19 protein-coding genes and 1 tRNA gene are annotated in these 21,934 nt (G+C 65.9%); 11 read left to right on the forward strand and 9 right to left on the reverse strand.

Going from position 1 to position 21,934, the window contains the following annotated elements; genetic code table 11:
* Positions 1–97: 97 nt before the first annotated feature.
* From ACXYMN_RS03160 to ACXYMN_RS03175, 4 genes are all read left to right on the forward strand, one after another.
* A complete protein-coding gene (locus ACXYMN_RS03160; protein ID WP_459011966.1) occupies positions 98–247 on the forward strand; it encodes a hypothetical protein in 150 nt (49 codons plus the stop codon).
* A complete protein-coding gene (locus ACXYMN_RS03165; protein WP_459011967.1) occupies positions 237–1,799 on the forward strand; it encodes a hypothetical protein in 1,563 nt (520 codons plus the stop codon). The genes ACXYMN_RS03160 and ACXYMN_RS03165 overlap by 11 nt, the downstream gene beginning before the upstream one ends.
* Positions 1,796–2,722 carry a site-specific tyrosine recombinase XerD gene (locus tag ACXYMN_RS03170; RefSeq protein WP_459011968.1) on the forward strand — a complete coding sequence of 309 codons (927 nt, stop codon included), beginning with the start codon at positions 1,796–1,798 and terminating at the stop codon, positions 2,720–2,722. Before ACXYMN_RS03165 ends, ACXYMN_RS03170 begins: the two co-directional genes overlap by 4 nt.
* Positions 2,723–2,795: 73 nt before the next feature.
* The gene (locus tag ACXYMN_RS03175) at positions 2,796–4,112 is read left to right on the forward strand and encodes an HlyC/CorC family transporter (RefSeq protein WP_459011969.1); all 1,317 of its coding nucleotides are present in this window, start codon (positions 2,796–2,798) and stop codon (positions 4,110–4,112) included.
* On the opposite strand, the gene ACXYMN_RS03180 is transcribed toward ACXYMN_RS03175, so the two are convergent.
* Positions 4,054–5,199 (reverse strand): histidine kinase dimerization/phosphoacceptor domain -containing protein, encoded by a 1,146-nt coding sequence (locus tag ACXYMN_RS03180; protein WP_459011970.1) that lies wholly within the window; start codon positions 5,197–5,199, stop codon positions 4,054–4,056. The two genes, ACXYMN_RS03175 and ACXYMN_RS03180, sit on opposite strands and share 59 nt — an antisense overlap.
* Before the next feature lie 271 nt (positions 5,200–5,470).
* Between ACXYMN_RS03180 and ACXYMN_RS03185 the strand changes: the two genes are divergently transcribed.
* On the forward strand, positions 5,471–6,088 hold the full coding sequence (locus ACXYMN_RS03185; protein WP_459011972.1) for a nucleotidyltransferase family protein: 618 nt from the start codon (positions 5,471–5,473) through the stop codon (positions 6,086–6,088).
* 181 nt (positions 6,089–6,269) lie between these two features.
* On the opposite strand, the gene ACXYMN_RS03190 is transcribed toward ACXYMN_RS03185, so the two are convergent.
* A complete protein-coding gene (locus tag ACXYMN_RS03190; protein WP_459011973.1) occupies positions 6,270–9,491 on the reverse strand; it encodes an Ig-like domain-containing protein in 3,222 nt (1,073 codons plus the stop codon).
* A 1,130-nt stretch (positions 9,492–10,621) separates the two neighbouring features.
* Between ACXYMN_RS03190 and ACXYMN_RS03195 the strand changes: the two genes are divergently transcribed.
* Together ACXYMN_RS03195 and ACXYMN_RS03200 are read left to right on the forward strand one after the other, a co-directional pair.
* On the forward strand, positions 10,622–11,368 hold the full coding sequence (locus tag ACXYMN_RS03195; protein ID WP_459011975.1) for a 5-oxoprolinase subunit B family protein: 747 nt from the start codon (positions 10,622–10,624) through the stop codon (positions 11,366–11,368).
* On the forward strand, positions 11,365–12,381 hold the full coding sequence (locus tag ACXYMN_RS03200) for a 5-oxoprolinase subunit C family protein (protein ID WP_459011976.1): 1,017 nt from the start codon (positions 11,365–11,367) through the stop codon (positions 12,379–12,381). Before ACXYMN_RS03195 ends, ACXYMN_RS03200 begins: the two co-directional genes overlap by 4 nt.
* A 742-nt stretch (positions 12,382–13,123) precedes the next feature.
* Here the strand turns inward: ACXYMN_RS03200 and ACXYMN_RS03205 are convergent.
* Positions 13,124–13,209, reverse strand: a tRNA-Leu gene (locus tag ACXYMN_RS03205).
* Between the two features lie 110 nt (positions 13,210–13,319).
* Between ACXYMN_RS03205 and ACXYMN_RS03210 the strand changes: the two genes are divergently transcribed.
* A complete protein-coding gene (locus ACXYMN_RS03210) occupies positions 13,320–13,898 on the forward strand; it encodes a YqaA family protein (protein WP_459011977.1) in 579 nt (192 codons plus the stop codon).
* Complete coding sequence (locus ACXYMN_RS03215; RefSeq protein WP_459011978.1) at positions 13,895–14,353, forward strand: disulfide bond formation protein B; 459 nt, start codon at positions 13,895–13,897, stop codon at positions 14,351–14,353. Before ACXYMN_RS03210 ends, ACXYMN_RS03215 begins: the two co-directional genes overlap by 4 nt.
* A 3-nt stretch (positions 14,354–14,356) precedes the next feature.
* On the opposite strand, the gene ACXYMN_RS03220 is transcribed toward ACXYMN_RS03215, so the two are convergent.
* Positions 14,357–14,782 carry an Lrp/AsnC family transcriptional regulator gene (locus ACXYMN_RS03220; RefSeq protein ID WP_459011979.1) on the reverse strand — a complete coding sequence of 142 codons (426 nt, stop codon included), beginning with the start codon at positions 14,780–14,782 and terminating at the stop codon, positions 14,357–14,359.
* Positions 14,783–14,909: 127 nt separating this feature from the next.
* On the opposite strand from ACXYMN_RS03220, the gene rocF reads away from it, so the two are divergent.
* Positions 14,910–15,833, forward strand: coding sequence for an arginase (rocF, locus tag ACXYMN_RS03225; protein ID WP_459011980.1), 924 nt, complete (start codon positions 14,910–14,912; stop codon positions 15,831–15,833).
* A gap of 8 nt (positions 15,834–15,841) precedes the next feature.
* Positions 15,842–16,888 carry an ornithine cyclodeaminase gene (locus ACXYMN_RS03230; RefSeq protein ID WP_459011981.1) on the forward strand — a complete coding sequence of 349 codons (1,047 nt, stop codon included), beginning with the start codon at positions 15,842–15,844 and terminating at the stop codon, positions 16,886–16,888.
* A gap of 119 nt (positions 16,889–17,007) precedes the next feature.
* On the opposite strand, the gene ACXYMN_RS03235 is transcribed toward ACXYMN_RS03230, so the two are convergent.
* From ACXYMN_RS03235 to purC, 5 genes are all read right to left on the reverse strand, one after another.
* Entirely contained in the window at positions 17,008–18,345 is a 1,338-nt protein-coding gene (locus ACXYMN_RS03235) for a sigma-54-dependent transcriptional regulator (RefSeq protein WP_459011982.1), read from the reverse strand.
* Positions 18,346–18,351: 6 nt separating this feature from the next.
* Entirely contained in the window at positions 18,352–20,115 is a 1,764-nt protein-coding gene (locus ACXYMN_RS03240; protein ID WP_459011983.1) for a sensor histidine kinase, read from the reverse strand.
* 37 nt (positions 20,116–20,152) lie between these two features.
* Entirely contained in the window at positions 20,153–20,821 is a 669-nt protein-coding gene (gene purQ, locus ACXYMN_RS03245) for a phosphoribosylformylglycinamidine synthase subunit PurQ (RefSeq protein ID WP_459011984.1), read from the reverse strand.
* Positions 20,821–21,051, reverse strand: coding sequence for a phosphoribosylformylglycinamidine synthase subunit PurS (gene purS / locus ACXYMN_RS03250; protein WP_459011986.1), 231 nt, complete (start codon positions 21,049–21,051; stop codon positions 20,821–20,823). The genes purQ and purS overlap by 1 nt, the downstream gene beginning before the upstream one ends.
* A 70-nt stretch (positions 21,052–21,121) precedes the next feature.
* Positions 21,122–21,883, reverse strand: coding sequence for a phosphoribosylaminoimidazolesuccinocarboxamide synthase (purC, locus tag ACXYMN_RS03255; RefSeq protein ID WP_459011987.1), 762 nt, complete (start codon positions 21,881–21,883; stop codon positions 21,122–21,124).
* Positions 21,884–21,934 lie beyond the last annotated feature (51 nt).

Genomic DNA, 21,934 nt, shown 5'->3' on the forward strand with positions numbered 1-21,934 from the left:
CGCCCAATCACAAAGATTTCGGCGTGAATGACGTGAACTCGCTCAGAATGCCAGTTATAAGTGCAAAAAAATGCCGAGGCAGAAGGCGAGCGAAACCATGGGGCGACTTCTCAAATGGCTGTTTTACTTGGTTGTTCTGGCCGGTATCGCGCTGGTCGGCTATGCGTATCTGGGTGAATTCTTCGGTGCCGATTTCTCACCGCCACAGGCGGAGATTCGCCATCCGGTCGATCTGGATGTGGATTAAAGGCGCGTCACTCGCGGCCCTGATCGGCGGACCGGCGCTGGCGACAGAGCCGTTGTCGGTGATCGACTGGCTGACGGACGACGCGCGACCGCCCCTGGCCACGACCGCGACCCCGCCGCCCAGTCGCCCGAAACCCGCCCCGCGCGACGAACCGCCGGTGGCCGATACGGTGACGGTGCCCGATGTCGCGGCCGCGCCGCTGGATGCGCCCTCGATCGAGGCGGTCGGCCTGCTGCCCAGCCACACCACCGGACTGCCGGTGTCGCTGTGGGCGGCCAGCGACGCTGCGCGGCTGTCGCGCCTGGTGGCAGCCAGCGACGCGGTGGTGCCCGCGATGGCGGCCCTGCTGAACACGCTGCTGCTGGCCGAGGCCAATCCGCCGAAAGACTCCGGCGACGGCAGCTCCTTTCTGGCCGCGCGTGTCGCCCGCCTGATCGACGGCGGCGCGATAGAGCCGGCGCTGGCGCTGCTGGAACGCGCCGGGCCGACCCGGCCTGACCTGTTCGCGCTCTGGCTCGATGCGGCGCTGCTTCAGGGCAATCCGGCGGCCCCCTGCGAGGCATTGGCCGAGAACCCGCGCCTGAGCGAAGACATGGCCAGCGACATCTACTGCGCCGCGCGACAGGGCGACTGGCCGCGCGCCATGCTGACCTACGAGTCCGCAAGCACACTGGGCGCGCTCGATGCGCGCGACGCGGACCTGCTGGAGCGGTTTCTCGATCCGGAACTGTCCGAAGGCCTGCCCGGCCTGCCACCGCCTTCGCGCCCCAGCGTGCTGCAATTCACCCTGTTCGAGGCGATCGGAGAGCCGTTGTCGACCGCGCGCCTGCCCCGCGCCTTTGCCGCCACCGATCTGGCGGGCAATCAGGGCTGGAAGGCGCAACTGACCGCCGCGGAACGGCTGTCCCGCGCGGGCACGCTGTCGGAAAACCGGCTGCTGGGGATCTATTCGCTGCGACAGCCGGCGGCATCGGGCGGCATCTGGGACCGGGTCGAGGCGTTGCAACGTTTCGATATCGCCATGACGGCCCGCAATCCGACCTCGGTATCGACGGCACTTGTCCGGGTCTGGCCCAAGATGACCGCCGCAGGTTTGCTGGTGCCGTTCGCGACGCTTTATGCCGAGCGGTTGCTGGCGCTGCCGCTGACCGGAGAGGCGCATGACCTGTCGATCAAGACGGGTTTCCTGTCGCCGCAATTCGAACGCGCCGCGGCGCGGGCGAACCAGTCCAATCCGGAAAACGCGTTCCTGTCGAGCATCGCGCGGGGCGAAGCGCCCGATCAGACCCCCGACCTGCCGCATGCGCAGGCGATTGCCGCCGCCTTCACCGACGCAGAGCCGCCCGCATCCATCCAGCGGCTGCTGAAAGCGGACAAACTGGGCGAGGCCATTTTGCAAGCCATCGGTCTTTTTGCGGTCGGGGCCGATGGCAACGACCAGCAACTGACCGATGCGCTGGCCACGTTCCGCGCGCTCGGGCTAGAGGACACGGCACGTCGGGCCGCCTTGCAGCTGGCGCTTCTCGACGTCACGCGCGGCACCGCGCAGTGACCGACGCCCGGTTGATCTCGGCCTTCCTCGAGGCGCAGGCGGCCGAACGCGGCGCGGCGGAAAACACGTTGTTGGCCTATGCCCGCGACCTCGGGGACGTGGCCGATTGGCTGGCGGCGCGCGGGCAAGACTTCGCCAGCGCCATGCGCGGCGACATCGAGGCTTATCTGGTGCATTGCGACGCGCAGGGACTGGCAAAGTCGACGCGGGCGCGCCGGTTGTCGGCGATCAAGCAGATCTACCGGTTCGCCTTCGAGGAAGGGTTGCGCAGCGACAATCCTTCGGTGCAGATCAGCGGCCCGGGACGGGACAAGCGGCTGCCGAAGACCCTGTCGGTCGCCGAGGTGGACCGGCTTCTGGACGCCGCCGAGGCCTATGGCCGCAAGCCCGAGGACCGCGCCCGGAACGCCTGCCTGATGCAACTGCTCTACGCCACCGGCATGCGGGTGACCGAACTGGTCAGCCTGCCGCTGTCGGCGGCCAAGGGCGATCCGCGGATGCTGCTTATTCGCGGCAAGGGCGGCAAGGAACGCATGGTGCCGCTGTCGCCCCCTGCCCGCGCGGCGCTGGCGGCCTGGCTGAGCCTGCGCGAGGCCGCCGAAGAGGAAAGCCGCGCCGAAGGACACAAGGCGTCGAGCTACCTCTTTGCGTCGCGGTCCAAGGCCGGACATCTGACGCGGCACGGCTTTTACGCGCTGATCAAGGATCTGGCGGTGGCTGGCGGCGTCTCGCCCGCCAAGGTCACGCCGCACACCCTGCGCCATGCCTTCGCGACGCACCTGCTGGAAAACGGCGCCGACCTGCGCGCGATCCAGACCTTTCTAGGCCATGCGGATGTTGCGACAACGGAGATCTATACCCATGTGCTTGAAGAACGCCTGCGCGAATTGGTGCTCGAGCATCACCCGATGGCCCGCGACTGAGCACCCCCCCTTGTCGCCGCGCGCCTGCGACCACATAACAGCATGACCTTTCACCAAACGGGACCATCGGACCTTGGACGCTGCCTTCTGGATCACCTCCGTCTCCATTCTCGGGCTGCTTGTCCTGTCCGGGTTCTTTTCGGGCTCTGAAACGGCGCTGACAGCCGCCTCGCGCGGCAAGCTGCGCGCGGCGATGGACAAGGGCGACAAGGGGGCGGAACGCGCCCTCAAGATCACCGAGGACAACGAGCGGCTGATCGGGTCGGTTCTTCTGGGCAACAACTTGGTGAACATCCTGGCCACGTCGCTGGCCACGGCGTTGTTCACCCGCCTCTTCGGCGAATCGGGGGTGGCGCTGGCGACGCTGATCATGACGCTGCTGGTGCTGATCTTCGCCGAGGTGCTGCCCAAGACCTATGCCATCACCAATCCCGAGGCCGCGGCCAGCCGCGTGTCTCCGGTGATCCAGGTGGTGATCCTTGTCTTCTCGCCCATGGTCAGCGCGGTCCGGGTGCTGGTGCGCGGTATCCTTGGGCTCTTCGGCGTCAAGACCGACCCCGACGGTCAGGTTCTGGCCGTCCGCGAAGAAATCGCGGGCGCGCTCAACCTCGGCCATTCCGAAGGCATCGTCGAGAAAGAGGACCGCGACCGCATCCTCGGCGCGCTCGATCTGTCGGACCGCACCGTCGAGGAGATCATGCTGCACCGCTCGGCGATCGAGATGATCGACGCCGACAGCGACCCCTCGGCGATCCTGCAACAATGCCTCGACAGCCCGCATACCCGCCTGCCGATCTTTCGCGACGACCCCGAGAACATCATCGGTGTGATCCATGCCAAGGACCTGCTTCGGGCGATGTACAAGCTGATGGAGGGAGCCGAGGCCTCGATGGAGGCATTGCAGGAGTTCAAGGTCAGCAAGGTTGCGATGAAGCCGTATTTCATCCCCGATTCGACATCGCTGGACGACCAGATGCGGCAGTTCCTGCGCCGCCGTACGCATTTTGCGCTGGTGGTCGATGAATACGGCGCGTTGCAGGGGCTGATCACGCTCGAGGATATCCTGGAAGAGATCGTCGGCGAGATCACCGACGAATTCGACCCCGACGCGGATCACGCGATCACCATGGCCGACGACGGGCATTACTGGATCGACGGGCTGATGACGATCCGCGACTTCAACCGGGCGACGGATCACCAACTGCCCGACGACGAGGCAAACACCGTGGCCGGTCTGGTCATTCACGAGGCGCAGATGATCCCGACCGTGGGTCAGGCGTTTGCGTTCCACGGCTTCCGCTTCGAGGTGGTCGCGCGCGAGAACAACCGCGTCACTCGGCTGAAAGTGCGCCCACTAGATATGGCACCTCTTCCTGCAGAGGCTGGGTGACCAGTTCGAGACGGTAGCCGCCCGCGTCCGCCCGCATCTCGAGCTTGCCGCCGATCTGGTCCGCCGCGCTTTCGATCAGGCGCATGCCGATCGAGGCGATCTCGTCGTCGTCCCGGTGCAGCACGGTGGCCTGATTGCCGATGCCATTATCCTCGCAGACCAGTCGCAGACCCCCGTGTTCGGTCGGCTCGAGCAGCACGGTCAAGAGGCCATCGCGCCCGTCCGGAAACGCATGTTTCGACGCGTTGGCGGCAAATTCGCTGATGATCATCGCCACCTGCGAGGCCTTGCGGCTTTCGGTCTTGAACGGCTTCAGATCGGTCTGCATGACGACATTGGCCGCCAGTTGCGGGCGCAGAAGATCGACCACCCGGGCGATGTAATGATCGAGCCGGATGACGTTCAGTTCGTTGGTGTTGTAGAGTTCGGCATGCAGCTGCGCGATGGCATTCACCCGGCGCGCGATGGCCGACAGCGCCTCTTTGGTCTCAACGCTTTTCGCACGCGCGCCGTAGATCCGGATGAAGCTTGATACCGTCTGCAAGGAATTCTTGACGCGGTGGTCAATCTCGCTGCGCAGAATTTCTTCGTTTTTCAGGCTCTTGTGCAACTCGAGCAGCTGCATCACCTGCCCCGCCAGCATCTTCAGCGCGATGCGCTGCGTCGATGTCAGGCTGCGCGGCCGGGTGTCGATCACGCATAGCGAACCCAGCACGTTGCCGCGCTCCGAGATCAGCGGCGCACCGGCATAAAAGCGCATCGGCGCGGGACCTTCGAGGCACAGCGGGTTGTCGGCGGTGCGCACATCCTTCAGCGTGTCCTCTATCTCGAGCACGTCCTCCTGCAGGATGGTATGGCCGCAGATTGCATTCTCGATCGGGGTTCCGGTCATGTCGGTGCCGCAGCTGGCCTTGAACCACTGGCGGTTCTCATCCACGAAAGACACCAGCACCACCGGCGCATCGCAGATTTCCTTGACCAGTTCGACAATGGACTGGAACGACTCTGTCGGTTCGGAATCGAGGATCGCGTATTCGCGCAATTCCTCCAGCCGTTCGGCCTGATTGCTGGGTGTTGGGGCGCGCATTGGCATGCCTTTCTACCGATCCGTCAACACGGATGTCATCGTTATCCTGTGCAGAGGTCGCGCCATCCGGCACTTCTGCGGTTACGCACGCTCCCGCCGTACGGGATGCGCATCAATGGCCAAAGCATGCGAAACGGCCCAAACTGTCTGATAAAACACGCATTTGAGACTGTCAATTTCTCTGGACCCGCCCGGGCGGGCAAGCAAAGATACCCGGTGAAACTGGCGAAAAACCGCGCAGCGGCGGTCATAATCGGGTTGGACAGGCCACATGCAGGGTGTCAGCAGCATCATTCCCGCGGCGGGCTTCGGAAAGCGCATGCGCGGCGGCGACAAGCTGCTCGAGCCGGTCGAAGGCCTGCCGCTGCTGCGCCGGATCGTGTTGGCGGCGCAGGCGGTCTCGGATTTGGTGGTGGTGGCATTGCCGTCAGACAGCGGGCCGCGGGCCGATGCGCTTGACGGTCTGACCGCGGTTCGCATTGCCGTGCCGGATGCGGCCCTGGGCATGGCGCGGTCGCTGGTGCGCGCGGTCGGCGCCTTGCCCGATACCCCCACCGGCATACTGATCCTGCCAGCCGACATGCCCGAAATCGACGCGGGCGATCTGCGCCGTCTGGCGGATGTTTTCCGCGACCACCAAGGGCGCAGGATCGTGCAGGCCACAAGCGACGACGGTCAGCCGGGACACCCGGTCATCTTTCCCGACGATTGCCGTGCCGCGCTGATGGCGCTGACCGGCGATCGCGGTGCGCGCGACGTGTTGCGCGCCAACTTGCCGCGCCGCGTCCTCGTCCCGCTGTCGGGCAGGCGCGCCCTTGTCGATCTCGACACCCCCGAGGACTGGGCGCAGTGGCGCGCGGGCCAGGCAGGCAGCAGCGCGCCGGACTGACCCCGCAAGACGGACTGGCGCGCGACGGGCGCGGGTGGCAGGCGACGCCGCGGGCGCGGCCCTGCGTTGTCACCCTGCGCCGCGAAAAAATGCGGGGCGGAGCGCCCCACGCGCTCCGCCCCGTATCCTACCCGAAGCAACCGGTCCTTGAGCGGCGCTTCGAGCCGCTGCAATGACGGGTTTATTTTGTCAGAAGCCGTGCCTCGTGCTTTTTCAGCGAGCGCCGCGCAGAGGTGTAGCCCTGAAGCCCTTCGGTTTCCGCAAGCTCGGGGAACAGTTCGAGGATCTCGTTCCGTTGTGCATTCCCGATCCCCTTGAGGCTGTAGTCGCCGGGCTGGAAGCTTTCGGTCCATGCACCGTTGGCCAGCACGACCTCGTGACGGTCGAACATGAAGTGGATGTAGCTGACGCCCAGCGCCGACACCTCGTCCACGCCGTCAAGACCGGTCAGGTGCTTGGCTGCCGCCAGAACCTCACGCTCTTCGAAGTAGAGCGCGGTCTTGTCGTTGTTGACCAGCATCCGGTGGTTCGGGCTGACCAGCATGTCATGCTCGGGCAGGTTGTTGCCAAGGCTTCCGGCACGGATCAGCACGGGCTTCATGTGGGGCTTGCGCGCCAGTTGGAAGCCGGTGAGGTCCTTGCGACCGACCCAGCGGATTTCCTGCAACCCGTTGTCGCGGGTGATGATCCGGTCGCCTTCGCGCAACTCCTCCACAAGGCGCTCGCCCTGGGGCGTGGCCACCTTGGTGCCGGGGGTAAAGCAGGGCACGATTTCCTCGATGTTGAAGAAATCCATCGAGCCCGTGACTTCGCCCGCGCCATTGAGATATTCGATTGTGCCGTCGATGCCGTTCGAGGGCACGCCCGGGCCGTCATCGTCCGGACGCTCGTTGACGAGGCGCCAGTCGACGTCCTTCTCACCCACACCCGACAGGTCCAGCGTGTCGAAGTCGTCGCCGGCATTGCCGCCCTGAACCGTGTCGCCCGCCCCCTCGGAAGCCGAGGAAACGATGATGGTGTCGCGGTCGGCGCCGCCGTCGATGTCATCGTTGCCGCCGTCGCCGTTCAGCGTGTCGTTGCCCTGGCCGCCGACCAGCGTGTCGTCGTCATCGCCCCCCGAAAGCAGGTCCTCGTCGATGCCGCCATCGAGCTGGTCCATGCCGGAGCCGCCTTCAAGCGTGTCGTCATCGTCGCCGCCGATCAGCGTGTCGTTGCCGAGGAAACCCTGCAGCAGATCGCGGTCGTTTTCGGGCTGCGGATCGGCATCGTCCGTGATCTCGAGCGATGCGGGCGCCGAGCCGTCGATCAGGTCGTCGTCCTGGCCGCCGTCAAGCGTGTCCGAACCATGGCCGCCCAGCAGGATGTCGTTGCCCTGCCCGCCCATCACGAGGTCGTCGTCGATGCCCGCCGCGATGGTGTCGTCGCCGCCGCCGCCGTCGATGGTGTCGGCATCGTCGCCGGTCGAGATCAGGTCGTTGCCCAGGTTGCCCTCGACGTAGTCACGCCCGTCATTGGGGTTCGGGTCGCTGGTGAAGGTGGTGCCACCAACGGTGATCGGCAGGTTGAGGTCGTCATTCTCGTAATCCGAGAAGGTGTCGACGCCTGCGATGATGGTGTCGTCGCCGTCGCCGCCTCGGATCGTGTCCGACCCCTGAACATCCTCGATGTAGTCGTTGCCGCCGCCGCCGCCGACCACGTCGTCGTCGATACCCGGGTAGATCGTGTCGTCGCCGCCGTTGCCCATGATCGTGTCGGCATCGTCGCCGGTCGAGATCACGTCCGCGCCGCCCGTGCCGTCCACCACGTCGAGATCGTCGAGCGGATCGGGATCTTCGTCAAAGCCGTCCAGCGGGTCGAAGGGCTGATCGGCTGCGGGCACGGGGAACACATCGGTGTCGATGCGGCCTTCGGGATCGACGACGCTGACCACCAGTTCGCCGGTATCGGTGCCGCCATTGCCGTCGTCGACCACGTAGGTGATGGTGTCGTCGCCGACAAAGCCGTCATTGGGGGTGTAGACCACGTTGCCGTCGCCGTTCACCTCAGCGGTGCCGTTTGTCGGCGTGCCGACGCTGACCACGGTCAGCGGGTCGCCGTCCGGATCGCTGTCATTGTCCGACACATCGACGGTCACGGGTGTCCCGATATTCGTCTCGGCCTCGTCATCGACCGCCACCGGGGGCCGGTTGGGCGCGGTTCCCACGGTCACCACGAGCTGGCCCGTGTCGGTGCCGCCATTGCCGTCGTCGATGGTGTAGGTGACGGTGTCGTCGCCGACGAAGCCGTCATTGGGGGTGTAGACCACGTTGCCGTCGCCGTTCACCTCAGCGGTACCATTGGTGCCATTGGTCACACCGGTCACGGTCAGCGGGTCGCCGTCCGGATCGCTGTCGTTGCTGGACACATCGACGATCACCGGCGTCTCGAAGCCGGCATCCGCCTCGTCATCGACCGCCACCGGGGGCCGGTTGGGCGCGGTCCCCACGGTCACCACGAGCTGGCCCGTGTCGGTGCCGCCGTTGCCGTCGTCGATGGTGTAGGTGACGGTATCGTCGCCGACGAAGCCGTCATTGGGGGTGTAGACCACGTTGCCGTCGCCGTTCACCTCAGCGGTGCCATTGGTGCCATTGGTCACACCGGTCACGGTCAGCGGGTCGCCGTCCGGATCGCTGTCGTTGCTGGACACATCGACGATCACCGGCGTCTCGAAGTCGGCATCCGCCTCGTCATCGACCGCCACCGGGGGTTGGTTGGCCGGACCGCCATCCGTGGTCGAGAAGTGGATGTTCGACACCAGCAGGGTCTGCTGCGCGGTGCCGCCATTATCCTGAATGAAGGTCATGCTCTGGATCGGTCCTTCGATCTCGACCAGAAGCGAGCCGTTGGGATCGTCGAAGTTCGTCGTGACCTGGCCTATCGCTGTGCTGCCGGTGACGGTGGCCGCACCCGAGGACGTGATGACGATGGTCGCGGGCACACCGTTGGCGTCGACGGCTTCGATGGTGAGCTGATCCTGGAAGCCGGGCCCGGGGCCCACCGCAAGGTCCTGCGGACCGCTGTCGATATCGTTCAGGCGGAAGCTGACGTTCTGGACGCTGTCGCCATAGGCCGGATCGGTCGAGCGGAAATCGAAGGTGGTGACCGACGTCGGCAGGGCTGAGGGCGTCCCGGTGTCGTTGCCTTCCGCGTAAAGCTTGAGGTGGGAATCCGGGGCGTAAACTTCGCCCGGTGCCACATACCCGTTGATATCGACGATGTAGGTGGTCGAGCTGTCCGACTGCGAATCGTAATCCACATCGACCGCGACGCCTCCGGTGTCGATAGAAACCGCGCCATCTTCGCCGGGGCCATTGCTGACCCGGTTCAAACCCGACCCTGTCCAATCCAATACGAGATCAGCCATGTTCTAACCCTTTCGTCATCGAGGGACGCCCGTCCCGTCTCCGCTATTGCGGTAGCGGCCCACCAGGCGCGCCGTTCAAATTCCAGCGGTCATCGCAGGCAAGACGTCGGGGAGACTTGGCGCGGCGTCAAACACGGCGCGCAAGGGCTCAGGCGGCATCCCGACAATTGTCGGGCCACACTCTCCGATTCATCCAGCAGGATGTCCGTTTTTTGGTGGTCGCCCCCGTGACCAGCAGATGTCGCCCCCCAGTTGGGCTTGCATTAGAGATACGGGATCACGCCGCCGGGACAAAGCGAAAATTGTTGGAAAAGTGTCTGAAACCGGCAAGATGGCGGCAACAGAGGCAGAAACTTGCCGGTACTTGGGCGGCGTTTCAGGGGCCATTGTTTCCGCCAAAGCTGGATTCCGGGCACATTTTTAACGAAATTCGCGATATCTGCCGAGTTTGCTCCGGTATTGTTTCCGGATGCGACACAAAACGCCGCCCAATCATGGCCGACCGATGCGCTGCCTTAAAAGTGCCGCGGTGCCCCGGGCCTTTGTTCAAGCTCGTGAACCAATACCCCGCCGGTCCGCGGCATTGATGCCAAACCCCCGGAATGTGCAGGGTCGGAGCCCCCCGAATCAGCGGTGGGCATGGCCACATTTCGCCACATCTGTGACGGGCCCGCCCCCCGAAGGACCGGGCACGCGCCGTGCCTGTGCGCCCATCCGGCGCGCTGACCCGCGCGCGACGGCACCTTTCGGGCGCCCGATGCGCGGCGATGGTCAGGCGGGGCCTGTCGCGGTCTGATGCCGCGATCGCCGGACAGCGCGTCGGTCCCCAGGGGTCGCTTGCGGCCTCGATTGCGGCACTTGCGGTGCCGGTTGAGTGCCGGGTGACCGCGAAGCACTTGCATTCAGGGGGATCGCCATGATCCTCTGCACCCTCAATCCGAGCCTTGGCAGCGCGCGGCGGGACGTCAAATATCCGCACTGCTGCAGGCCCTGCTGGAGCTTGATGCGATCATGCCACCGTTCCCACCGATTTTCAGCGGAATCGACGCGGTTGATGATGCCGCGCGGACCGGGGGTGTCGCCGGGCGGGCCATGCCGCCGGTCGCCCCGATGCCGGTCGGGGCACTGCCATGACGACGTCATCGCAAGGTGACTGGCCGAAAATCCGGTCGGTCGGCATCGACGGGTTGCTGGTCAGTTTCGGCGATACCCTGAGCGAGGCGGCAAACCGGGCCGCCCTGGCCTTCCGCGCGGCGCTGGATCGCGACGGCCCCGACGGGATCGCGGAAACCTCGACCTCGCTTGTCTCGACGTTTCTGCGCTTCGATCCGGTGCATGCGGACCATGCCGGACTGCGCGCCGCCGTGGCGACCTTGCTCGGCGCGCAGGACTGGTACGGCGCGGCCCTGCCCGAGGGCCGGCGCTTCTGGCGTATCCCCACGGTGTTCGGCACCGAACTGGCACCGCAGCTTGACGAGGCGGCACAGGCCGCCGGCATGAGCGCGCAAGAGGCGGTGCGCTCCATCTCCGAGACTTGCGTGCGGGTGCAGACCATCGGCTTCGCCCCCGGCCAGCCCTATCTTGGCGCCCTGCCCGAGGCCTGGGACCTCCCGCGTCAAAGCCAGCTGACCGACAAGGTGCCGATGGGCGCGCTGGTCGTCGCGGTGCGCCAGCTGGTGCTGTTTTCGGTCACCACGCCCACCGGCTGGCGACATATCGGGCAGACGGCGTTCAGACTGTTCCGCCCCGACAGCGATACCCCCTTCGTGCTGCGCCCCGGCGACGAGGTGCAGTTCGACCCGGTGGCGCCCGAGGCCTTTGCGCGACTGCAGGCAGACGGCCCCGACGGCGGCGCCACATCAAGGGCCGTGTCATGACCCGTCATCTGATCGTGCATCGCGCGGGCCCGGGCATGTCGGTGCAGGATCTGGGTCGCGAAGGCTATCTTGCCTTCGGTCTGTCGCGCAGCGGTGCGGTGGACCGGCTCGCCCTTGCCGAGGGGGCGGCGCTGCTGGGGCAGCCGGTGATGGCCGCGCTCGAGATGGCGGGCATCGGCGGAGACTTCGAGGCCGACAGCGACATGCGCATCGCGCTGACCGGCGCGCCGATGCGGGCCAGCATGGATGGCGCGCGGCTTGCCTGGAATGCCAGCCACCTGCTGCCCAGGGGCGCGCGGCTGTCCATCGGTCCGGTCGAGCGCGGGGTCTACGGCTATCTGCACCTGGGCGGCGGGCTTGCCACCCCGCAGCGGCTGGGCGCGCGGTCGGCGCATCTGGCCGCCGGGTTCGGCGCGCTGGTCGCGGCGGGCGAGACGCTGCCCGTCGGCCCCGACAGCGGCAGCCGCACCGGCATGACCATCGATGCCGAACAGCGCTTCGACGGCGGCGCAGTGCGCGTGGTGCCCAGCCTTCAGACCGATTTTTTCGCCCCGGCAGAACGCGCGCGGTTCGAGTCCACGCGCTTTACCCGGGACACCCGGGGCAACCGGATGGGCGTGCGCATGGTGCCCGAGGGTCGCGGCTTCGAAAGCGACGCGGGCCTGTCGGTCCTGTCCGAGATCATCGTGCCCGGCGACATCCAGGTCACCGGCGACGGCACGCCCTTCGTGCTGCTGGCGGAAAGCCAGACCACCGGCGGCTATCCGCGGATCGGGTCGGTGCTGCCTGTCGACCTGCCGCGCGTGGCGCAGGCGGCGGCGGGGGCCGCGATCACCTTCACCTTCATCGGACTCGACGCCGCGATCGGGATCGAGCGGCGCGAGGCGGCCCGGCGCAAGGGCCTCAAGGCGACGGTGCGTCCGCTGGTCCGGTCGCCGCAGGACATTGCCGATCTGCTGTCCTACCAGTTGATTGGCGGCGTGACAGCCGGGGATGATCTGGAGCGGGACTGAAGCGCGGCACCGCTGTCGCCGGACCTGGCAAAGGGCTTCGCGGGGACGTGGTCGTCCTTGTCGCCCCCCCCCCTGCCCGCCTTGTCTGTCGGACCCTGTCGCAGGCCCGGCTCTGCGGGCCAAGCCGCTTGGGTCCATTGGTGCCGGCGACTTCCTCGGGGGTGTCGTCGTTCTGGCCCGACCGAACCGCATCGACATGAAAGTAATTCTGCCAACCAAACTACTCTCCCCAAAAATGCCGAGCTCAGCCGCGAATTTCCTGAACGTGCTGCGTCGATTTCCCCAGGGGCGGAGCGTCTTGAGGGTTTGCGGTGCGCCCCTGGCCTGATCTGCGGACATCACCACGTCGCCATTGTCCGCCAGAGCCTTGATATGCCCGCCCACGGTCTCGTAACGATCGCCCAGCGCTTCGATCAGTTGATCCGTCAGCATGTTCTGGAGTTCGCCGCGCTCCTGGCCAAGAAATGCCGACCTCTTGCGCTCAAGCACCCGCAAGGCGAAGGCCATACCGACCTTTTTGAGCAATCGTGGCAGTGTGCTGAGACAAGACGCCCGGGACCGCCCCGGCAGATCTTCGCCGCAAGACGACATTGCCGAAACTGGTTCGTGGCCGGTCAAAGCGACTCCCGAAAGGAGCGGGCAACTGCACCGGGTCACAACGCGATGCGGTTTTGCAGATTGGAAGAGGCGCAAAACCCAAAGGGCGTGCCCGTCCTTTCAACAAATAAGCTTTTGAAAAGACTGGTACCCGAGGTCGGACTCGAACCGACAAGGTGTTGCCACCGGGGGATTTTGAATCCCCTGCGTCTACCATTCCGCCACTCGGGCACGCGCGGCTTCTCTAGCGATCCTGACACGCTTCGTCCAGACGGGAATCGGGCTTTCTTGACGCTGCCGGGCGGGCGTGATCAGAGAGGCGAAATTCAAAGGACGCTTTCATGCTGCGCGCGACGTACGACAAGACCCTGGCCCTGGCCGACCATCCCCGCGCCCTGTGGCTGCTGGCGGCGGTGTCCTTCATCGAAAGTTCGGTGTTCCCGATCCCGCCGGACGTGATGATGATCCCGATGATCCTTGCGGCACCGCGCCGGGCCTGGCTGATCGCGCTGGTCGCGACGGTTGCTTCGGTTGCCGGCGCGCTGCTGGGCTATGCCATCGGCGCATTCTTCTACGAAGGCATCGGCGCGCCGATCCTCGAGGCGCTCGGCAAGGGCGACAAGATGACCGCCTTCAACGCGAAGTTCAACGAATACGGGGTCTGGGCGGTGCTGATCGCCGGTCTCACGCCATTTCCCTTCAAGGTCATCACCATCATGTCGGGCTGGACGGCGATGCCGGTGGTGCCCTTCATCCTGTCCTCCATCGTGGCCCGCGCGGCGCGGTTCTTTATCGTGGCAGGGCTGCTCTATGCCTTCGGCGCGCCGATCCGGGAGTTCATCGAGAAGCGGCTCGGCCTCGTCTTCACGCTTTTCTGTGTTGCGCTTGTCGGCGGGTTCATGGTGTTGCGGGTGCTATGACACGCACCCTCCTGATCCTTCTGGCCGCGGGCGGCTCTCTGGTGCTGATGCTGGGCGCGCTCGGCTTTCAGTACCTGGGCGACCTGCCGCCCTGCAAGCTGTGCTACTGGCAGCGCTACCCGCATGTCGCGGCGATCGTCATCGGTGCCATCGCATTGCCGGTTGCGGGCCGCGCCCTGCCCGCGCTGGGCGCGCTGGCGGCACTGACCACCGCGGCCATCGGCGGCTATCACACCGGGGTCGAGCGCGGCTGGTGGCCGGGGCCCGATACCTGCACCTCGGGCGCGATTGACGGGATGTCGACCGACGACCTGCTGGCGCAGATCATGAACGCACCGCTCATCCGCTGCGACGAGATCGCCTGGCAATTCCTGGGCCTGTCGATGGCAAGCTGGAACATGCTCGCCTCGCTGGTGCTGGCCGGTCTCTGGATCGCGGCGGTTCGCAAAGGCTGAGGCCTAGCTGCTGCGCCTGGTCGCCAGCAACAGCGACGTCTCGCTGGTGGTCACGCCACCCACCGCGCGAATGTCGTTCAGCACCGCGTCCAGACGCTCCAGATCCGGCGTTCCCAGTTCGGCGATCACATCCCAGCGGCCATTGGTGGTGTGCAGCGCGCGCACCTCGGGCAGTCCAGACAGGTGCCGCAGGATGCGGTCGGTACCGCGCCCCTCGATCCCGATCATCATCAGCGCCCGCACCGGATCCCGCGCGACATCTTCCTTCAGGACCACCGTGAAGCCCAGGATCCGACCCTCGGCGCGCATTCTGTCCACCCGCGCGCGAATCGTGGTCCGCGACAAATCCAGCGTCGCGGCAAGATCGGAATAGGACGCCCGAGCGTCGCGCCGCAACGCCGCGAGAATGCTGTGATCCGTTGCGTCCATTTCGGAACCTCCTGCTGCCGTTCTGGCGAAAGATCCGACATTCCGCGCAATTTGCCAAGGTGACACCTGCGCGAAACGGCGGATAATGGCAGCGAACGCATTCTCCAACACATCTGACGAGGTCCACATGACACCGACGACGATCCTGCTTCTGGGCGCTCCGATGGATTCCGGCAAGCGCCGCGCGGGCTGCCTGATGGGGCCCGATGCCTATCGGACGGCCCGGCTGCCCGAGGCGCTGCGCGACCTTGGCCACACGGTCGTCGACCTGGGCAACGTGGCACCCGATAGGGTCGATGTCCCGGCAGAGCCGCATCTGCACGCCCTGCCCGAAACCGTCGGCTGGACCCGGGCCCTGGCCCGCGCCGCAGAGGACGCGATGGCGCGCGGCACGCCGATCTTCATGGGCGGCGATCATGCGCTGTCCATGGGCACGCTCTCCGGCGTGGCCGCCCACGCGGCACGCACCGAGCGGGCGCAATTCGTGCTCTGGCTCGATGCGCATACGGATTTCCATACCCCGCTGACCACCGACAGCGGCAACCTGCACGGCACGCCGGTGGCCTATGCGACCGGACGCCCCGGCTTTGACGCCTTCCCGCCCGTCGCCGCGCCGGTGCCGGACCAAAACGTCTGCATCATCGGGCTGCGCTCGGTCGATCACGCCGAACGCGCGGCGATCGCGGCCTCGGGCATCCGCCGCTACGACATGCGCGCCATCGATGAAGACGGCATCCGCCGCCCGCTGGCCGCCTTTCTCGACGATGTCGCCGCCGCCGGGGGGGCGCTGCATGTCTCGCTCGACGTGGATTTTCTCGACCCGTCGGTGGCGCCTGCGGTCGGCACCACGGTTCCGGGCGGGGCTACCGTGCGCGAAGGCCACCTGGTGATGGAGATGCTGCACGACAGCGGGCTGATGACCTCGCTCGACCTCGTGGAACTGAACCCGATGCTGGACGAGCGCGGCCGGACAGCCCAGCTGATGGTCGATCTCGCCGCCTCGGCCTTTGGCCGCCAGGTCTTCGACCGCCCCACGCAACGCATCTATTGAGGCCCGCCATGAAAACCGATCCCTCCGACAAGGCGCTCGTGCCCTTCGTCTCCGTCGATCACATGATGGGGCTGATCCACCATCTCGGCCTCGAGACGATGATCCTCGGTATCGCCGACACCATCGAGGCCGACTTCCGCCGCTGGGAAAGCTTCGACAAGACCCCGCGCGTGGCCTCGCACAGCCCGGTCGGGGTGATCGAACTGATGCCGACCTCGGATGGCGAGATGTATGGCTTCAAATACGTCAACGGCCATCCCGGCAACACCCGCGACGGGCTGCAGACCGTGACCGCCTTCGGTCTGCTGGCCGATGTGGCGACGGGCTATCCGGTGCTGCTCAGCGAAATGACGATCCTGACCGCGCTGCGGACCGCGGCGATGTCGGGCGTGGCGGCGAAACACCTGGCCCCTTCGGGCGCGCAGACCATGGCGATGATCGGCAACGGCGCTCAGGCCGAATTCCAGAGCATCGCCATGAAGGTCTTGGTCGGCATCGACGCGGTGCGGCTTTACGACATCGACCCGGCGGCTTCCGCGAAATGCGCCCGAAACCTCGCCGACACGGGTCTGGCGGTCACGATCTGCACCAGCCCCGAAGACGCCATCGAGGGCGCGCAGATCCTCACCACCTGCACCGCCGACAAGCAATTCGCGACGATCCTGACAGACAACATGGTCGGGGCCGGGGTGCATGTGAACGCCATCGGCGGCGATTGCCCGGGCAAGACCGAACTGGCCCCCGGCATCCTGCACCGGTCCTCGATCTTCGTGGAATACCCCGAACAGACCCGTATCGAGGGCGAGATCCAGCAACTGCTCCCGGATCACCCGGTAGCCGAGTTGTGGCAGGTCATCGCCGGGCAGGCCCCGGGGCGACGATCGGCCACCGAGATCACGCTCTTTGACAGCGTCGGTTTCGCGATCGAGGATTTCTCGGCCCTGCGCTTCCTGCACCGGGCGATCCGGGACACCCCCTTCTCGACGCCGCTCGACCTTTTGGCCGACCCCGACGACCCGCGCGACCTCTATGGCATGATCCGGCGCGCGGGCTGACCCGCCCGCCATCTCCGCGTCCCGCGCCGCGAACCCGCAGCCCCGTTCACGATCGGACCCGAAATACTCCGGGGAGCGCGAGGGGCCGGCCCCTCGCTCCCGCCCGGGCCGCGAAGGCTTCAGTCGAGGTAGTCGGACCGCTGCAAGGTATACTTCGCCATCTTCTCGTTCAGGGTCCGGCGCGGCAGGCACAATTCGTCCATCACCGCCGAGATCGAGCCCTTGTGCCGCCGCATGGTGTTGTCGATCAGCATGCGCTCGAAGGCCTCGACATATTCCTTCAGGGGCTTGCCCTCGGTGGTCATCACCGGCTGCATGTCCTCGTGATCGTTCATCAGCAGCGACGAGATCGTGCCGGTTCCGCGGCGCGATTGCAGCACCGCGCGCTCGGCCAGATTGATCAGCTGGCGCACGTTGCCGGGCCAGGGGGCCTGCAACAACTGCGCCGCCTCCTGGGCGGTGACCTGCGGCGCGTCGCAGCCATATTCCTCGGAATACTGCTCGGACAGACGGGTAAACAACGTCAGGATGTCCTCGCCCCGCTGGCGCAGCGGCGGCACCGTGATGCGCAGGGCGGCCAGCCGGTAGAACAGGTCCGGTCGCAGCGCGGTCTCGCAGGTGCGGCCCTCGTCCTGAAGGTTGCAGATCGCCACGATCCGGGTTTCGGGCGGGTTGCCCTGATCGTTGATCACCGACAGAAGCCGTGCCTGGGCGGCATCGGACAGGCTTTCGATATCCTCCAGCACCAGCGTTCCGCCGCGCGCCTCCTCGATGGCGGGCAGTCGGCTGTCCTCCGGATCCATGGGCCCGAACAGACGCTTCATCAGCGCCGCCTCGTCCATCGCCGCACAGGGCAACAGCACGAACCGCTTGCCCGCCCGGCTGCCCACCGCGTGCAGGGCATGGGCGATCAGCGTCTTGCCGGTCCCGGTCTCGCCCTCGATCAGCACATGCCCGTCCGCCTGCCCCAGATCGAGCACATCCTCGCGCAGCCGCTCCATCGCGGGGCTCTGCCCGATCAGTTTCTGCATGATCTGGCCGCCATCGGACAATTCGCGCCTGAGCTGGCGGTTGTCGAGCGTCAGCCGCCGCGCATTGGTGGCCTTCTTGGCCAGTTCCGACATCCGGTCGGGGTTGAACGGCTTTTCCAAAAAATCGAACGCCCCGATCCGCATCGCCTCGACCGCCATGGGCACGTCGCCATGGCCGGTGATCATGATCACCGGCAGCGCGGAATCCACCCCCATCAGCTTTTTCAGCAACTGGATGCCATCCATCCCCGGCATCTTGATATCCGAGATCACGATGCCCGGATAATCCTGCCCGAGGCTGCGCAACGCCTCTTCGCCCGAAGCGAAGCTCTCGGTGTCATACCCCGACAGCGCCAACCATTGGCTGATCGATTGGCGCATGTCCTTTTCGTCATCGACGATCGCGATCTTCATTGCCTGAGCCATGTGTTCTTATTCCGCAGCTTGTGTGTCTTCTGCCATGATGGGCAGCTGTATCTCGAAAACGGCGCCGCCGCTTTCCGCGTTACGGGCAATCAACCGTCCGCCCAGATCGCTGACGATCCCCGACGAGATGGCAAGCCCGAGGCCGGTGCCGTCGCCGGGTTGTTTGGTGGTGTAGAACGGCTCGAACAGCGCATCGAGATCCTCGATCCCGTGGCCGTTGTCGCGCACCGTCATGGTCGCGGTCTCGCCGCTGGCCAGCAGCAGCTCGATCTCGGGGTTGCGCACCGATTTGGTGGCATCGAGCGCGTTGCGCAGCAGGTTGATCAGCACCTGCTCGATCCGCATCCGGTCGCCCATGACGTAGACCGGCTGGTCGGGCAGGATACGGGTGATGCGCACCTTGCGCGCCTTCAGCTGCGGCTCCATCATCGACAGCGCCGATGTCAGGGCCTCGCCCATCTCGACCGGCGAAAACTCCTCCTGCCCCTTGCGGGCATAGGATTTGAGCTGCCGGGTGATCGCGCCCATGCGTTCGATCAGATCGTCGATGCGGTGAAACGCCGACAGCGCCTCGTCCGGGCGGTTGCGCCGCAACAACAGGCGCGCACCCGCGAGGTAGGTCTTCATCGCCGCCAACGGCTGGTTCAACTCGTGACTGACCGCCGCCGACATCTCGCCCAGCGCCGCCAGCTTCGAGCTTTGCGCCAGCGTCTGCTCGGCAACGGCAAGGTTTTCCTGCACCCGCTCGCGCTCGGCGATCTCGCGCTGGAGGCGGATATTGAGCTGCCGCAACTCCCGGCTTTCGCGCTGGAACAGGGCCGCGCGCAAGGCGGTGCGCCGCGACAGTGCGTAAAACGCCAGTGCCGCCAGAAGGGCGAAGGCCATGATCTCGAGTGCCAGCACCGCGTTCACCTTCTCGCGCACGCTCTGGTAGGTGGTGAACGACGTCAGCGACCAGCCCCGGAACGGGATACGGCCATCGACCCGCATCACCGCCTCGCCCATGACATAGGCATCGGCGGGCAGCGCGGTCCAGTCGGCGGTGGCCTGGATCGCCCGTTCTATGGCGGTATCGGCCGGCTGCCGCTTCAGCGCCTCCTCGATGGTCAGGCTGCGCCAGCGCGGCTCTGTCGCAAGGATGATCCGCCCCTCGCTGTCGGTCACCAGCACCGCGTCTGAAATGCCCGCCCAGGCGCGTTCGAACTTGGCCAGGTCGGCCTCGACCACGATCACACCGATGGCGACGCCCTGGCTTTCGACCCGGCGCGAATAGGTGAAGGTGAAATTGCCGACCTCGCCGCGCAGCGATGTGAACACGGTCGATGAGGCGCGGACCGCATCGACGAAATAGGGCGCGTTGCGATGGGTCTCGCCCAGCCGGTTGCGGTCGGTCGCGGCGACGGTGCGGCCCTCGCTGTCAAGCAGCATCAGCGACGCGGCACCGATCTCCTCGACGAATGAGATCAGCCGCTGGGTCGACTGGCTGTAATCCTGCGTGTTGAGCGCGTTGATCAGTGCGGGATCGCGCGCCAGCAGCTGCGGCACGATGGCATTGCGCCGCAATTCCGACAGCAGGTTCCCGGAATACAGCGCCAGCCGCAATTCCGCGCGGTTGCGCGTGGTCTCGGTGAACCGGTCGGTCAGCAGCGCGTTGGTGATCCACACCGTCGCGGCGGCCACGACGAACAGGATGCCCAGGGCGGCGCGCACGCGCCACGACAACGGACCCGGCCCGAACCGGCCGCTTTTGGATGATGTCGTCACGGACATGGCGCCAAAGATACGGGGGCCGCGCCGCCGCCACAAGTCAGGCTGTCGCCAGCGCCTCGGTCAAATGGGCGAAAAGGCGCTGACCATCGGTGTTGCCATGGCCCGGCTCGGCGGCCCGCTCGGGATGCGGCATCATGCCGAGGATCCGCCGGTTCTCCGACAGGATGCCCGCGATCGCCCGCTGCGAGCCGTTGATGTTGTCGCAATACCGGAACGCCACACGGTCCGCGCCCTCGAGCCGGTCCAGCGTCGCCGCATCGGCGAAATAATTGCCGTCGTGATGCGCGATCGGGATCCGGATCTCTTCGCCCGCCGCATAGCCCCGGGTAAACACGCTGTCGGTGGTCGCGACCTCCAGCCCGACGGTGCGGCAGATGTATTTCAGACCCGCATTGCGCAACAGCGCCCCCGGCAGAAGCCCGGTTTCGGTCAGGATCTGAAAGCCGTTGCAGGGCCCGAAGACGTACCCGCCGCGCTCCGCATGGCGCACCAGCGCGCGGCAGATGGGCGAGTTCGCCGCGATGGCACCGCAGCGCAGGTAGTCACCATAGGAAAATCCGCCCGGCACACCGACCATATCGATCCCATCGGGCAGCGCGGTGTCCTTGTGCCAGACCATCTCGGTGTCGAATCCCGCCGCGCGAAACGCAACCGCGAGGTCACGGTCGCAGTTGGAGCCGGGAAAAACCAGAACCGCGGCGCGCATCACACCACCTCGATGCGGTAGCTTTCGATCACCGTATTGGCCAGAAGCTTGCGGCACATCTCCTCGATGGTGGCCTCCGGGGTGCCGTCCTCGAGATCAAGCTCGATCACCTTGCCCTGGCGGACGCCATGAATGCCCGAGAAGCCCAGACTACCCAGCGCGTGCCGCACCGCCTCGCCCTGCGGATCGAGAACGCCATCCTTCAGCATTACGTGCACTTTTGCCTTCATGGCGCGAAGCCCCTTGTCTTTTCCATTTTCCAAATACGCATGCGCCCGGGTCGGCCCGGGTGCGCGGATATCAGTTGATGAGCGTCGGTTTGGTGATCGGCTGGCTGTTCTTGGGCATCACGCCGAGACGGCGCGCGACCTCGGTATAGGCGTCGGTCAGATTGCCCAGATCGCGGCGGAACACATCCTTGTCGAGCTTCTGCCCGGTCTCGATATCCCACAACCGACAGCTGTCGGGCGAGATTTCGTCGGCGATGATCAGCCGCTGGAAGTCGCCGTCGAAAACCCGGCCGATCTCGATCTTGAAGTCCACCAGCCGGATGCCGACCGCCATCATCACGCCCGACATGAAGTCGTTGACCCGCAGCGCCAGGCTCAGAACGTCGTCCATGTCCTGCTGGCTGGCCCAGCCGAAGGCGGCGATATGTTCCTCGGTGACCAGCGGATCGCCCAGTTCGTCGTCCTTGTAGTAATATTCGACGATGGGGCGCGACAGCGGCGTGCCCTCCTCGATGCCCAGACGTTTCGACATCGATCCGGCGGCAACGTTGCGGACCACGATCTCCAGCGGGATGATCTCGCAGCTGCGCACCAGTTGCTCGCGCATGTTCAGCCGTTCGATGAAATGCGTCGGCACCCCGATCTGGTTGAGGCCGGTCATGAAAAATTCCGACAGCCGGTTGTTCAGCACGCCCTTGCCGTCGATCACCGCGCGTTTCTCGGCGTTGAACGCGGTCGCGTCGTCCTTGAAATACTGCACGATGGTGCCTGGACGCGGGCCTTCATAGAGAATCTTCGCCTTGCCTTCGTAGATTTTCTTGCGGCGTGCCATGCGGGCCCTTTCGAAAAACCGGGGTTCGGCGCAAGAGCATGCCCTGCGCAC

It is taken from the genome of Roseivivax sp. CAU 1753 (assembly GCF_054482575.1).